The 14,337-nt window shown below is 33.6% G+C and carries 14 protein-coding genes; all 14 read right to left on the bottom strand.

The features are described 5' to 3' along the window. Positions 1-10: 10 nt before the first annotated feature. A complete protein-coding gene (locus tag KQI42_RS17290; protein WP_216521591.1) occupies positions 11-1,834 on the bottom strand; it encodes a VirD4-like conjugal transfer protein, CD1115 family in 1,824 nt (607 codons plus the stop codon). A gap of 56 nt (positions 1,835-1,890) precedes the next feature. Then, positions 1,891-3,306 (bottom strand): DUF3991 and toprim domain-containing protein, encoded by a 1,416-nt coding sequence (locus KQI42_RS17285; protein ID WP_216521590.1) that lies wholly within the window; start codon positions 3,304-3,306, stop codon positions 1,891-1,893. A gap of 20 nt (positions 3,307-3,326) precedes the next feature. Further along, positions 3,327-5,999, bottom strand: a complete 2,673-nt coding sequence (mobP3, locus tag KQI42_RS17280; RefSeq protein ID WP_216521588.1) for a MobP3 family relaxase — start codon at positions 5,997-5,999, stop codon at positions 3,327-3,329. Positions 6,000-6,005: 6 nt separating this feature from the next. After that, complete coding sequence (locus KQI42_RS17275) at positions 6,006-6,428, bottom strand: hypothetical protein (RefSeq protein ID WP_216521586.1); 423 nt, start codon at positions 6,426-6,428, stop codon at positions 6,006-6,008. A 411-nt stretch (positions 6,429-6,839) separates the two neighbouring features. Then, positions 6,840-7,094, bottom strand: coding sequence for a DUF6103 family protein (locus KQI42_RS17270; RefSeq protein ID WP_216521584.1), 255 nt, complete (start codon positions 7,092-7,094; stop codon positions 6,840-6,842). A gap of 45 nt (positions 7,095-7,139) precedes the next feature. Continuing rightward, on the bottom strand, positions 7,140-7,526 hold the full coding sequence (locus tag KQI42_RS17265; RefSeq protein WP_216521581.1) for a DUF6103 family protein: 387 nt from the start codon (positions 7,524-7,526) through the stop codon (positions 7,140-7,142). A 12-nt stretch (positions 7,527-7,538) separates the two neighbouring features. Then, positions 7,539-7,919: a DUF3846 domain-containing protein gene (locus KQI42_RS17260; protein ID WP_216521580.1), complete on the bottom strand. Its 381-nt coding sequence runs from the start codon at positions 7,917-7,919 to the stop codon at positions 7,539-7,541. Positions 7,920-7,931: 12 nt separating this feature from the next. Further along, positions 7,932-8,510 (bottom strand): DUF6329 domain-containing protein, encoded by a 579-nt coding sequence (locus tag KQI42_RS17255; protein WP_216521579.1) that lies wholly within the window; start codon positions 8,508-8,510, stop codon positions 7,932-7,934. Between the two features lie 12 nt (positions 8,511-8,522). Beyond that, on the bottom strand, positions 8,523-9,632 hold the full coding sequence (locus KQI42_RS17250) for a C40 family peptidase (RefSeq protein WP_216521578.1): 1,110 nt from the start codon (positions 9,630-9,632) through the stop codon (positions 8,523-8,525). 5 nt (positions 9,633-9,637) lie between these two features. After that, complete coding sequence (locus KQI42_RS17245) at positions 9,638-10,150, bottom strand: gamma-glutamylcyclotransferase family protein (RefSeq protein ID WP_216521577.1); 513 nt, start codon at positions 10,148-10,150, stop codon at positions 9,638-9,640. Between the two features lie 13 nt (positions 10,151-10,163). Further along, positions 10,164-11,204 carry an amidoligase family protein gene (locus KQI42_RS17240; protein WP_216521576.1) on the bottom strand — a complete coding sequence of 347 codons (1,041 nt, stop codon included), beginning with the start codon at positions 11,202-11,204 and terminating at the stop codon, positions 10,164-10,166. 12 nt (positions 11,205-11,216) lie between these two features. After that, on the bottom strand, positions 11,217-11,714 hold the full coding sequence (locus KQI42_RS17235; RefSeq protein ID WP_216521574.1) for a hypothetical protein: 498 nt from the start codon (positions 11,712-11,714) through the stop codon (positions 11,217-11,219). Beyond that, positions 11,714-13,534 carry a VirB4 family type IV secretion system protein gene (locus tag KQI42_RS17230; protein ID WP_216521572.1) on the bottom strand — a complete coding sequence of 607 codons (1,821 nt, stop codon included), beginning with the start codon at positions 13,532-13,534 and terminating at the stop codon, positions 11,714-11,716. The genes KQI42_RS17235 and KQI42_RS17230 overlap by 1 nt, the downstream gene beginning before the upstream one ends. 145 nt (positions 13,535-13,679) lie before the next feature. Beyond that, entirely contained in the window at positions 13,680-14,117 is a 438-nt protein-coding gene (locus tag KQI42_RS17225; protein ID WP_216521571.1) for a hypothetical protein, read from the bottom strand. Positions 14,118-14,337 lie beyond the last annotated feature (220 nt).

The following is a 14,337-nucleotide window of genomic DNA, read 5'->3' as shown; positions in this document are numbered from 1 at the left end:
TTTATCCCCCCTATGTTCTTAATGTCGGCCTTCGTTTTTTATTAATTGAATCTATTTTCGATGATGGATTATGTGCCATTCCACCACTTTTATTTTTGTCATCTCTTGATTCTGTTTCTTCAATATCTTCTTCAAGCTCAACTCCTTGGTTCATAATATTTTCTTCTAAGATTTCCTTATCCGCATAAGAAACCTTACGATGGGATCTTTCCTCCATGATATATGGCTCACTAAAGGAAATACCCCAATCTAAAAATAGACGAAGTACAGTCTTCATTGGATGTACTCCTGTTTTCATAATAACAAAGTTTCCTTTTGGTAAAGATTTTAGTTCATCTGCTGTTAATAGTGGTCTTTCCATCATCTGCAAGCTTTGTGATGGATCATTTTTACCTCTGCTAATAGAACCACTCATAACAGTCCTACTTCCAAGTGCTTTCGATAGAACTTGAGCAGTTTCTGAATTAGGTGCAAATCCTCCAAATATGGTTACTTGACAGTTATCTGTTATTATTTCACTGCCTTCTTTTCCATAGTTTTTATCAAGCTGTGCAAAAGATTGAATAATAGGCACTAATGATATCTTTCTTGAGCGACCAGCACTAAGCATCATTTCAAAGGATTCTATCTTTGGTATTGTACCTATTTCATCTGCATAAATCATAACACGATTGGGAAGCTTACCTCCATTTTCATCAGCTACTGTTAACATTTCACGATAAAACTGCTGTAAAAATAAACTAACCATAAAATATTTTGTATTATCTTCTTCTGGAAGTATAAGAAAGATAGCAGATTTTTTATTGCAGAAAGTTTCTGCGTCAATTACTGTATCAAAACACAAAATTTGTTCCATTTCAGAATCTAAAAAAGCATTAAGCCTTGACAGCACTGTTGATAAAACTGATGCCATTGCCTGTTCTGCAGAATTAAGAGCCGCTCCTGCAAACCATCTTGCTTTATGTTCTGGGGGCAACTTATCCATCAGTAGTTGAAACTGACTCTTTCCTTTAACCTTGCTTGGTGTCATTAAGTCCTGCACCATTTTGAATACGCTAATGATATGTCTTGAATCTACTATTTTCCCATCTTCTTTGGTAGGGGGAAGATATTCTGCTATAAGCAAAATAACAGCAGTAAGAAGTCCTTCAGCAGCATCGTAGAAAAAAGCATTTTGTCCATAGGCTGAACTGTCACCAGTAGAATTGATAATGGTTTTTGAAATAATCTTTGCGTACTTTTCAGCCTTTGCTTTTGCAGCAAGGTTATCATTATCTTCTCTATATGTGTCCATATATTTATTAACTAAATGCAATAAATTATTACCGTCACTACGTGTAGGATTTCTTAAATCTATAACTGCAATATTGTATCCGTAGTTTTCTTTAGCAATCGTTCCATAATTCCTGGCAAGATCCCCTTTTGTATCAGTAGTAATAAAGCTCATACCAGTTGCACAAGCATATTCCAGGTTTGGATAAAGAAAAAATGCAGTCTTTCCTACACCTGCTGCACCAATCATAAGACAATGAACATCATCAGTATCTACAAGTGCTGTTACATTATTTTTAGCTCCTTTACACCCAACTATAATTCCCTGCTCTGTTGGTAGATTTTCTCCTTTTCTCCATTGTGAAACATGGAAAGGGATATGCTTATATGTCTTGATAATTTCTTTCTTGGTAGCAAATCTGGCTGTACCATGCTGACCATCACCAACAGTTTTTGACTTGATTCCATTTAAGGTATAATAATGTGCAATCAATGAAACTCCACCAATTACAGAAAACATCAGAGTTGCCGTACCTATAAGCAGATATACTTGTGATTCCATAAGCCAGAACCTCCTTTCCTATTTTTAAAAATCACATCATAGTGATTCATCTGTTCTTATTGCATAGTCATCTCTTTTATTTGTTTTTGTTTCTGCTTCTGTTCTTGTAATTCAATCAAAATAATTGCTTTTAAACTGTGCTGCGCAATAGATTCATAAATTTTTGCAATATTTGTCTTTCCTGCTTCAGAAAGGATTCCTTGATATTTACTAATTTTCAAAAGTTCTTGTCCAATCGTATCTAAGCGACTATTAAGCCTACTACGATTTTCGTATGCCTTAAACCCGTAATAAAGTCTTTGTTGAAGAGTGTCTATATCTTGTCTTCCTCCCATTTGCTTATATTCCCTCTCAGCTAAAAGTAAAGAAAAAGCAGATAGTTGTTTTAAAATTTCAACTATCTGCTCCACAGTGCTTGTTTTGCATTTATAGAATAAATTATTTAATTTTGATAGAGAATTATCTTTATTATTAAATTCAGATGTCAGTTCATAAATCTCTGAACAGATTTTATCTCGTAAAGTATACTGAGGGTGTTTCTCTGCTGGTATTGCAGGTAGATTAAAACTTGCCTTAAGGTCTTCATTCCAATCTTTATATTGAGGCTTAAATTTATCACATCTTATTTTCTTAGCAGTTAATATATCATAGAATTTTTCACTCGTCTCAATTCCTGCCTTGTCATGATCCAGACATAGTATTGCATGATTAAGTCTTGGATTTATCTCAAGCATCTTTAGCATCGCCTGCTCAGATACTCCGCACAAAGATACATAACTGTCCTGTTGCCAATCCCTTTGATACATTGTAATAAAGGATAACATATCAATAGGCGCTTCAAATATATAAAGCTTATTACTTTTTCCAATATAGTTAAAGCTATAGCAAGGATCACTGCTTTCTATATTTCCTTTAAACTTTTTACCTTTCGTATATATCCCCTGTTTATGTGCATGACGGGGAGTTCCATTTTCATCAAAACCTACAAATACTGCATTATGATATTCCTTTGTTTTATCTTTAGATAGTTCACAGCTTTCATAAAGCATTTTATTCTTTGCGAAGAAACTTATTATATCTCTATCAATACACCTTTGTTTAATCATATAAGCAAAGACCCTACGCATATCAGAATGTTTTTCGGGTAAAACAAAAGACTTTCTTTCCTCCTGTTCTTTTATATCTGCTTTTTTATATATTATTTCTCCCTGTTCACCACTAAGTAATCTTGTTACTGCATCCGGAAAACTTAGCCCATAAAAATTCTGCAGAAAATCAATTGCAAGACCACCTTCTCTAGTTTCATGATCATACCACCTATTTCCTCTTATGGTGATACTGCGATCACTGGCAAGTCTTTTTTCTCTTCCAGAACGCAATAACTTTTCTCCTTGCCTCTCCAAGAAATCCACTAGATCAACTGAATTTGCTCTTTGCTTCTGTTCCTCTGTAAAATGAATGTAAGTACCCATAGATTACCTCCCTTTGAATTCTACAGCTTAATATTCTGCTGCTCATGATCATCTTCCTTATGTCCTTGTGCCATTTTCTTTTCCCTTAGCTTTCTTAATAACTTACTATCAACCTTAATTCCAACTCCTGATGATTTTAATGGAATATTATCTTCAAATGTCTTACTCATATGATGAAACATCTTTGATACTGCAAGTGAAACAGATGGGTTATAAAACTTATCCATATTATCTAGAAAAAACTGAGCATATTCATTTCCTTGCTCAGCAGATAATTTAAACCATTTTATTGCCTCTTCTTTATCTCTTGGCAGACCTTCACCCATTAAATATATTTTTCCTAATAGATACTGTGCATATTGATTTCCTTTTTCTGCAGATAAGTACAGCCATTTTATTGCTGATGGAATGTCTTTCGTTATATCCTCACCCTTAAGATATAGCTTACCAAGCTGATATGATGCATACTCATTTCCCTGTTCTGATGAGAGTTTAAATAACTCTACAGCTTTCAATGTATCTTTATCCACGTATTCCCCATCAAGATAAAGCTTTCCAAGAGAATACTGTGCAAATTGATTTCCACTAGTCGATGCTTGTTTTAAATACTCAATTGCTTTTTTAACTTCTCCCTCTACTGGATTTTCTTCTGCAAGGATTAATTTTGCAAGGGAATAACAGGCAAATGTATTTCCAAGCTTTGCTGACTTCTCATAATACTGTTTTGCTACCCCTATATCTTTTTCTGTACCGATGCCATTTTGAAGCATCCACCCAAGCCTATATTGAATTTTATCATCATGACTTTTCTTTTCTAATCTTTTAAAACCTATAAAAGCATAAGAAAAATATTTATCTGACTCTTCCTCATTTATATCAGTTCCAATTCCATCTCGATACATCTTTGCCACTTCAAATTTAGCATAGGGAAAACTCTGTTTTGCGGATTTTAGGTAAAACTCAAAAGCTCTTTCATAGCTTTGCTCAACTCCTTGACCTCTGTAATAAAGACCACCAAGGGAATACTCAGCAAACTTATATCTTTCTTCTGCTGATAGGGTAAGCCAGTATGCTGCTTTTTCATAATCTTCTTCTGTTCCAAGGCCTTGTGAATACATTTTACCTATACGATACTCTGTATATTTCCAAGGCTTTCTATCTTCTATTCTATGGAAAGCATTAAGGGCTTTTTCATACCATTCATATGATTCTTCTATATCAATCTCTATACCAAGTCCATCTGCAAACATTCTGCCCATATTAAACATGGCAAGAGCATTTCCCTGTTCAACTTCAGATTGAAATAAATAAAAGGCTTCTTCAAAATCTTGTACTATATCATCTGTACCAAATAAGAATTCACAAGCCCTTTTATAATCATCACTCCATTTTACATAAACATCTTCTGTGATATCATCATTAATTTCACTTTCCCTAATTAAATCTAGAGTATCCCCTTCCATCTCAATAAATTCTGTATCATTTTTAACTACATCATCTATTGCTTTATCTATTCTTTCATCAATAATATCAATATCATCACCAGTTATTTCTTCAAATGTAATCATTCCTTTATTAAAATTATCAGCCTCTTTAATTATCATATTTTTAATTGATTTAAATTCCTTTTGCTGTGATAATGGCAGAGGCTCTGGCAGATTATCTACATAGCTATATAGCACTTCATTACGCATTTCATACCACAGCTCATATGCCTTGCTTATTCTTTCATCCTTAGCCAGTTCATCTACAATACCATCAACCATAGCCTTAAGTTTTGGCTGTAAATATCCATATTGTTTCTTACCTTTAGTAAATTTCAATCGTTCAGCAAATTCCATAAATTGTTCCTCTATTTTACCGTTTTGGAAAGTATCATTTTTCATTTCAGAGATTAGTTGTAATAATACTTCTCTGGATTCTAATTTCAATTTATCTCTTCTTTTACTTTGCTCCATATAGACTTCTTTTAGTTCTTCTCCAAAGATATTTTTTACAAATCCTGATTTCATTTTCTCTATACCTTTCTTAGTAAGGTATCCCTCCTTGGGATTGATAGAGTAACAAATCATATGCACATGAGGATGATGCCCCTCATTATGAAAAGCTGCATACCACTGAAAGTTCTCAGGCTTTATTTTTAAAGATTCAGCTATGTCTATGGCATAATAGGAAAGCATATTGTGCCAACTTTCAGCATTATCAAAACCAAGCCTTGTGGCATCTTCTCGCCTTAGTGAAATAATCGGGGTCCATACATTCCCTTCATGATTTGCAACCTCATCTGCAATCTTACTAAGCACTAAACTATCATCTCCACCTGTGAATAAACCATGCTTACCCATTTTTTCTACTCTTGGCCTGTTTGCAATATAGTCCACATAATTTTTTCGTTTGCCAAGCTTGTCGATATTCTGCTCTAGGGCAATGGAAATAAACTCAGATGCATTTTCTATTGTAGGATTCTTAATATAATCCTCATACTCAAATAAACTTTTAGTCTCTGGAAACTCTTTAACTATCTGGACTATTAATTCTTCTTGTTTTGTTGTGGAAACAAGATTTTTATTTTCTATATTTATCTTTTCTACTCTATCACGGGTAGCAATATAATTTACTAGGTTTTCAAGATGAGCTGATGTACTTTCACTTCCACCTTTTAGATAAGGGCATTTTAAAATAAGTCTTGGCATAGATTATCACTCTCCAATTCCTTGCTGAAACTTTATCGCCTCCTCCATAGATACTTTTCCTCTTGTCTTTTTCACTTGCTGCACACATCTTCCTCTAAGACTACGAAGTTCTTCATCACTAATCTCTAAACCTGCTGCAAGTATATTCATCATCATACTCATTTCAACTGACAGACGAAATAAATTATTCGCATTTCTATTTTCTGTTTCTTTAAGTATCCCTTGCATTGCTGAAATTAATATTTTAGATAGATATCCTGTAGTGTCTTCACTTACTAAATATCCCATATAGAAGTTTAAAGCCTTATCTATAAATTCACTCCTGCTTTTACAATTGTCTCTTTCTAGTAAGTTATCCATCTTTTCTATTATTTCTGGATATAGCCATACTGCTGTCCGTTTCTTTACACTATTATTTACTTCTGTCAATTCCACCTCACCTCAAACATCTTATCTTTTCCCTTGACCACCTATAAGGTACACCTATCAAATCTTTATTTTATGGGGTTCTTAGTAGATTACGACCACCTATAACAGCACAAAGTCTTATTTCCGACCACCTTACTTGATACTTTCAACCCACGGCACTGCCGGGGGATGTAGCTGAGAGGAGGTCGCCTGCGACCACCTCTCTTTATCCTGCACTAAAATCAATAGGGGGGTTCATCCCCATTGTTATTATAATAACCGTCTGAAGGCTAGTAGTTAAGCCATTTTTCTATCCCCTATAGTCAGTCGGCACATTCGCCCCAAAACTGGATTTATTATAGATTAGGTATAACTATGCCACCTCTCCCTTTATAATGGCACACAGGGGCAAACAAGCCCTCAAAAATTGTCTTATTCTTGTATTATAGATTGGTTATTAACTTCTGCCTTAGTCTTGACTGATTTTTTAGGTTTTTTAGCCTTAATCTCTTCCTCTTGCTTCTCATCGATATATTCCCTTACATTAGCTGGAACATATTTCTCATATAGCTTTTGCAGTTGATCTACCAACTCATCTTCTAAATCTACCTCCTTTTTCTCCATATATTTATTTATAGCTCTTAATTTTTCGGCATTAAGACTTACCCTAATAGTATCTTTTTTCATCTAATATTTACCTCCTTCTCTTCCTTTAAATTTATTTGAAACTCACTACATACTCATTGTCATTCCTTGATTTTGCTCCTCAGTTTGCTCTGATGTTTCTTCAATCTCTCCCGTATTTACTGTTTCAGCAGTTGATTGTTCCTCAGCACTTTGACTTCTTCCAGTCCTTCTTCTTCCTCGAGCTGTTGTATTTCTAGAAGTAGTTTCTGGTTCATTTTCATTAGTAACTACTGCTATTTCTTCTCTATTATCATTCCTGTCTAAATACCTTCTGGTGGCAGATGGGACATATTTGTCATAGGTATTTTTAATATGTTTTTGTAATTCTTCCTCAACAGTCAGCTGTTTTTCATTCATATAAAACCTTAAGGCCTCCACTTTTTCTTTTGGAAAAGTTACTTGTAGTGTTACTTTTTCTGTTGATGTACTCATCTATTTCCCTCCTTAAAAATCAAACCCAATGAATGTCATCCTTGGTTGAGCTTCAGGTTCTTCACCTGTGAATTCTTGAATCTTGCCAAATTCTTCTGTATATTTTTCTATTTGCTCATCAGTTAAGGATACAAATTCTCCGTCTTGACTATCTCCTACAATAAAAAAAGGGCCAGCAATTATATCATTACCGACCCTTCGATTTAATTCCATTCCATTTAATTTTCCTTCGTCATTACACACTAAAATACAATTATTATCTAAATAAAGGTAATCAAATAATCCTTCAACTTCTCCTTGTATTCCTTCTAAGTCATTACTTATTTCCTTTTCATAAGGTAGTTTTTGTGGCTCAATTTTTAAAATACGAATTGCTTTTTCTATATTGTCCATATACAAATCCTCCTACATTTTCATATTTTGACTTTGTTTTATTTCTTCATCTAAGCTGATGCAGTAATCAAGGTATAATGTCATATCAAAGCACTCATCTTCAATTTCAATCTCTGAAATTTCTTCTCTCCTATGCAGTGCATCTAAGAGCATCGTACCAATGCCATTGTTTTCTTTTACTGCTAACCCATAGTATTCTTCTATCTCATCAAAGTAGATAGCCCAGCTTCCATTGGAAGAATTCTCTGCAGCTTCCTTTATTATTTGTTCTGCAACCATTGAAATTTGCTGTTCAATATAAGGTTTAATATTTGGCATAAATGCTGCATATCTTGGATAATCATACCCATGACTGTCAATTAAAATCCCATCACCACCGTCCATATCAAGTGCTAATAGTACATGAATTTGCCCTATGGAGTCTATATACATTACTTCCTTTCTATCTGCAATAAAATCTCTATCCTCTAATAAATTATTACTAAATTCTTCAAACTCATCCCCATTCATTAATTCAATTCCTTCAATTATACAGTTCTGTGTATCAAAATCAGATAATTTCCTTTCAAATATTGCCTTTGTAATTAACATAAAGTCCTCCTTTTACTTTAAAATATGTGGTCTCCCATACAGTACCTGTTTGTTTGAATCAAATAAATTTCGATATACTACCTTACCCTTTGAATAAGAAGCATCAATAACCTTACCATCTCCTGCATATACTCCTACATGGGTAATATTCATAAACCTGCCATTAGGTTTATGACTCCAGAATACTAAATCACCAGGAACTAAGTCCTTTTTTGAAACAGTAAGATTCTTGTTTACACAAAATCTTGCCTGCTCTGCTGCAGTTCCTGGTATGCTAATCCCTATTTGACGATAACTCCACATAGTTAAATAACTGCAGTCAGTGTATCTGCCTTGTCCTCTTTTTTCTTGTGAATAGGGATCTCCAAGTCTTGACATAGCAAGTTTTACAATTTTAGATCCTTTCTCTCCTTCTGGTAAATCATGATATAAATTCTCTAGTTCTTCTGGTGTAAGACCCTGTATCCAATCCTCCCACTCTGTAAAACTGTCACCTTCATTAGGTGCAGGAGTTCCATATTTTATCCTATAATGTATTTCATTAGCATTTGCCATATCTTCATAAGTCACTGAATTTTCCATTGTGGTTTCTATATTTTTATAAACCTCTGGCAGATTAGTTATAGGTACTGGAACTATATAAGTCTCTTCATATTCATTACCTTCTTCATCAGTTACAGTTCTTTTAAGCTCTTCGTATCTGATAAAGCAATCTACAAATTTTGCTTTATCTATATTTGACGGTTGATTTTCGCCGAAATACAGAGAATAAAAAATAGCCTTAACTCTAATTGAGTCTAGATTATTTCCATCCTCTATTTGCTTATTTATGCCCTCTATCTTTCCATCAAGCATTGTAAAACTCCTACGCATATCTTCTATATGTCCTCTATATTCTTCTGGAATATTAGCTGATATACTGCCTCTATTAAAAGATAGATATAAAGCATTATTATTATGATTTGTTGTTCCTGAGAGAAGGCTTAATATAATAACAATGGTTAATATAAAGGGAGACAGGATTGCTGCAATAGTCCACCCTATTCCTTTTCTGAGTCTTCCATCTGATAAAGCAGATAAAGCTGTTTTTACAATGATCCCTAACGATCTAGGGTCTGCCATTTATATCACCACCATTTCATTCCAAATATATCTCCCTGTTCAGGTTCATGCTTCTCCACTTCTTCAAAATTCTCCATTTGACTAAGGGTTTTCTTCACTGCATTATATAAAATATCTAAATCAAATCCTGCATCAATATAGCCCTCTTCTATGGTTTTTAGATAGCTATCGGATGGATTTCCAAGTTTATAACCTTCTGTCATTATATAAACCATTGCTGTAGCTTTATAATTGCCTACAGTAATATCCACTCCAGATTTTCCATAAAAATTTGGATAACCTTCATATCTATCAAGGGCTTTCTCATCATCAGGTTTGATACTCCATAGTAAAACTGGTACCGTACTTCCTTCACATGGTTCGATAGTTGCCACTGCACCATATCTTGATCCACGAAATACAAGTTCATAATCCTTCAGTTCTGATGTACCGATAACTCTAGCCGTAGGGCATCGATACTTCATCTGATTTAAATTTAGGTTACTGCCATAGGCTATATATAACTTGTCTTTCTCCATCTTGACCTCCTTGCTAGTTCATAGACATAGTAAAAGCAGGAGTATCTTCCTCCTGCTCATCTATTCCCATATCATTATTTTCTAATTCTACTCTTTCCTCTTGCTCTAAAAGCTCTTGTTCTCTCTTTTGTCTAAGTCTTTCTTTCTGTGCCTCAGCTTGCTCTGGTGATTTCCAAGCAATATTACCTTCTAGATTATCTAGGAGATGTTTTCTTGCTGTTTTAAATTCATCTCCAATTAAGTTGAGTCTTAAAAGCCATACTCTAAATGTATATTTCTCATTTTCTGATACGGTTTTTATTGGACTTGCAGACTTTTGATTGTAGGCTTGTGCTGTAATTGCCATACAAAATTGTAGATAGGCTTTAAGTTTTCCTGCATGGAGTGATCCATTAAATGCACGAAATTCTATTGTTCCTTTTTGAAAAACAGAGTGTAGATTTAAACATCGATATCTACTGTCATGGTAATGTTGATGGCTTCCATCCCTTCCCTTATACCATAGATTTTGAATCCCACTTATTGTTTTGGGCTTCTTTCTATTTAGTTCTTCTAAGAAATCCTTATCTATCTTTTTACAATATCGTCTTTCTCTTTCCGAATCTACCTTCAAGGCTTTATATATCATATCTTCCTTTGCTGCTATGATATTCACTAGGTTTCTAATTTGATATGCTTTAAATGGAGCTGCATTGATATGAATATGAATACCACAGCTTTTATTACTGAATGCTCCAGCCCTTCTTAACTCTCTTATCATCTCTTGGATATCCTCTATATCATCATAAAAACATATAGGACTTACTAACTCAACACTATATTCTCTATCTGCTATTTGCTTTCTATTCCCTACTTTCTTTTGACAGGTAATACTAGCATCACTTACAAGTTTCCATTTCCTATTTTGATTATCTGTTACAGTATAAGTTCCATATCCACCTCCCTCAAAATCTACTGTACCATTTAAATATTCACCAATAACCTGTGCCGCTCTCTTTCTTGTGATACCAGTCATTTCTACCTCTACTCCAAACTTTTGCTCCCTAAGATCCATATATTCACCGCCTTACCATAGCTTTTTTTCATTTATAATATCTATGGCATTTTCATATCCTGCATATTTAGCTGAAGTTACAATAAACTCTATAAGTCTTTTATTTCTCCAAGAATCTATTAATTCTCCATAGCATTTATCATGAAGTTCATTGATTTTAAAAATAGTATCTGTAATAATATTCTCTATTTCTTTATCTGAGCCATTAGATGCTTTTCTAGAATTCTTTAGTTTATCAATAAATTCATCTAGGACATTATCTAGTTCTTTAATGTCCTTCTCATTATAATAATTGTAAGCTAGGAATGGATTTTCATATTCTTCTCCATTAATACAATGTTTTATCTCTTCTAATAATCTTGGACGATTCTTTGGATCTGCCTTTAAATACTGTTCCATAAAACATAGAAGATCATTATCTCTGTTTGGAGTATAGGTAATGCACACTCTTAAATCATCTATAATGCCTTGCTTTTGATTTCTAAAAGATTCAATTTTATCAAATATCACTATCTGCCACCTGCCTTTCCAAATAACTTTTCTTTATATTCTGGAGCATGAACTGCTAGATTGTAACGTTCATTACCACATTTATATAAACACACTCCCCTCTGTGGAAATTTAATTAGATTATATTCTGATTTTTCAAGCTGCAAGGTATCTATATAAAACTGCTTATCAATATTTCCTGCATTAAATAAAAAAGCGTGTGCCGGGATAGAAAACAGCGGCTTAGTAAATTCCTTAATTCCTTCAATATTGAAGTCCTCAAGGTTTTGGCTACTAAGTATTACCGCTGATTCTTTCTTTCGCACTCGCTTCATAAAGTTACGGATATATTCTATTGCAGTTAGGTTAGTAAGGAATAAATAAAGCTCATCAATTCCTGCTGCAGTATTCCCTTCCGTCAGTAGTTTATCTGACATAAAGGATAATACATTAAATAGTAATGCATTTTTAACATTTTTACTGGCTTGAAGTAGACCCTTAACTCCAAACACTATAAATCGATTGGATGCTATATTGGTATGTCCATTAAAGAATTTACTCTCTGCCCCTTGGCACATGGAATGGAGTCCAAGTAGTATTTCCTGTAGTAATTCCTTTGTATAAAGCTGATATTTTTCATTATCATAGCCTTTGTATTCTTCCTCTATCAGCACATAAAAGTCTGATAAAATAGGGTAATCAATGGATTCTAATCTACTAAAATCTGTACTATCACTTATATTATATTTATGATAGAGTTTTCCAAGCATAATTTCAATCACATCAATATGTTTATCATCAAAATCTTTATAGGAACGGAAAAAGTCCTTTAAAAAGCTAATATGCTGACTTAGTTTAGTTGCTTGTCTAAATGCTATAGGAGCATCTTTATCCTCTGGACTTCCCTCTTCATCCCAAGTTTTAGGTTCTAGTGGATTTATCATATACTGTCCACTCATTAAATCCACAAAGCATCCACCTATATTTTCTGCTAATTCTACATATTCATGCTCAGGGTCTAGGCATATTACATTCTTTCCTGATTCTAAAATATTACATAATATCAGTTTTAATAAATAGCTTTTCCCTTGCCCGGAGTTTCCTAAAATCAAAATACAAGGATTGGTTTTATCATCATCACGTTTATCAAAATCTACAATAATATTTGAACCAAATTTATCCCTGCCTAAATAAAAACCATTGCTATCAGTCTTGCCTGAATAGTTAAAAGGATAAAGATTTGCTACTGAAGATGCAGGCAATACCCTTTCATACTGGGTGTCAAATACATTTCTTCCTGTTGGCCCAACACATAAAAACCCTTGCTGCTGACGAAGCATTAACCTATCTACATTTAATTTACTTCGGACAAGTTCCGTCAGTACATCAGTCTGCAGTAGTTTCAAACTATCATAATCACTGGCAATAAGTTCAATATATACTGCACAGTGAAACAAAGGCTCTCTATTTCTATGCATAGTGGATACTAATGTCACCACATCTTGAAGATTGCTTTCTGCTGTTACTGTCTGCTGTAAGTCATTTGTATTTGAGATGTTCATCCTATTTTTATTGGCTGCATTATGGATGATTTTCTTTTCTTCATTTGGAGTTACTTGCCTGGTGTATATTCTAAGAGTAACACCATCCTTTTCTCCAAGATGACGAAGAATTGCTTGTTCACTGGTGCTTGTAGGATATTCTCTTAATGCCCATGCGCATCTATAAGTGTTGCCACAGATAAAGTAATCCGTGTTAAATTTTATAATAGATGGTGCAATCATATCTATAAAGGTTTTTATTTTTTCATCTTCTATGATTGGTGATTTCTTTTTTACCATTGTATTTCTTTACCTCCCTTTCTTTTTTGACATTAAAAAAACCCTACACATTAGTGCAAGGTTTGGTAACATATAAAACAATATATAATATATAAAGTTTATTCTTAAGATTGCTCCATAATTTCATCGATAAATTGGAATTTTACTAATCATTACAACAACAGTTTTCCTGCTTTTTTCTAAAGTATTTTTGTATATTATCAGGAAGGGTATGCACATATCCATCATGTACTAAATCTGCATCCCCGACCTCGTTAAATATATAATCTATAGTTTGTTCGTCTTGTGAATCCATAATATTAATTACTAGTTGTTCAGAAGTACATCGTTGAAGCCCCATATAACTGCTTTTATATGGGTATTCTAAACTGTCATCATCCACATCTATTATTGCGATATATCTACCATACTTTAAGCAATCATAAATAAAATTTAAAGGTACACAGTATAATATGTCACATCCATTTTTTGACACTGTCGTTTGCCCTATGCAATAGACATGATTTTCTTCATTCTGTCTCTTCTGAAACTCAGAGACGCTTTTGGCAATTTGAGATTCTCTAATACATTTTGCATATATCATAATATCATCCCTCTCATAACTACTAATTTAGTAAATCAATTCATCTCTTACACAAATTAGAACTTATCAATCTTTCATAAGAATCTCCCATCTATTTATTTCGTTTTGTAAACTTAAATGAAAATTGAGGACTCCAACCTCTGTATGGTACAATGTTTTTGCCGAAAACAAATACCTCCCAGAAAGGATGAAGTCCTCATGCAAAAAATTGTATCAATAA

The organism is Tissierella simiarum (assembly GCF_018917865.1).
GTDB lineage: Bacteria > Bacillota > Clostridia > Tissierellales > Tissierellaceae > Tissierella_C > Tissierella_C simiarum.
This window is presented reverse-complemented; position numbering and strand designations above follow the sequence as displayed.

Coding starts and splice junctions, on each gene's coding strand:
- KQI42_RS17290 (WP_216521591.1), bottom strand. CDS start 1,834: ATGGAATCACAAGTATATCTGCTTATAGGTACGGCAACTCTGATGTTT.
- KQI42_RS17285 (WP_216521590.1), bottom strand. CDS start 3,306: ATGGGTACTTACATTCATTTTACAGAGGAACAGAAGCAAAGAGCAAAT.
- mobP3 (WP_216521588.1), bottom strand. CDS start 5,999: ATGCCAAGACTTATTTTAAAATGCCCTTATCTAAAAGGTGGAAGTGAA.
- KQI42_RS17270 (WP_216521584.1), bottom strand. CDS start 7,094: ATGAAAAAAGATACTATTAGGGTAAGTCTTAATGCCGAAAAATTAAGA.
- KQI42_RS17265 (WP_216521581.1), bottom strand. CDS start 7,526: ATGAGTACATCAACAGAAAAAGTAACACTACAAGTAACTTTTCCAAAA.
- KQI42_RS17260 (WP_216521580.1), bottom strand. CDS start 7,919: ATGGACAATATAGAAAAAGCAATTCGTATTTTAAAAATTGAGCCACAA.
- KQI42_RS17255 (WP_216521579.1), bottom strand. CDS start 8,510: ATGTTAATTACAAAGGCAATATTTGAAAGGAAATTATCTGATTTTGAT.
- KQI42_RS17250 (WP_216521578.1), bottom strand. CDS start 9,632: ATGGCAGACCCTAGATCGTTAGGGATCATTGTAAAAACAGCTTTATCT.
- KQI42_RS17245 (WP_216521577.1), bottom strand. CDS start 10,150: ATGGAGAAAGACAAGTTATATATAGCCTATGGCAGTAACCTAAATTTA.
- KQI42_RS17240 (WP_216521576.1), bottom strand. CDS start 11,204: ATGGATCTTAGGGAGCAAAAGTTTGGAGTAGAGGTAGAAATGACTGGT.
- KQI42_RS17230 (WP_216521572.1), bottom strand. CDS start 13,534: ATGGTAAAAAAGAAATCACCAATCATAGAAGATGAAAAAATAAAAACC.
- KQI42_RS17225 (WP_216521571.1), bottom strand. CDS start 14,117: ATGATATATGCAAAATGTATTAGAGAATCTCAAATTGCCAAAAGCGTC.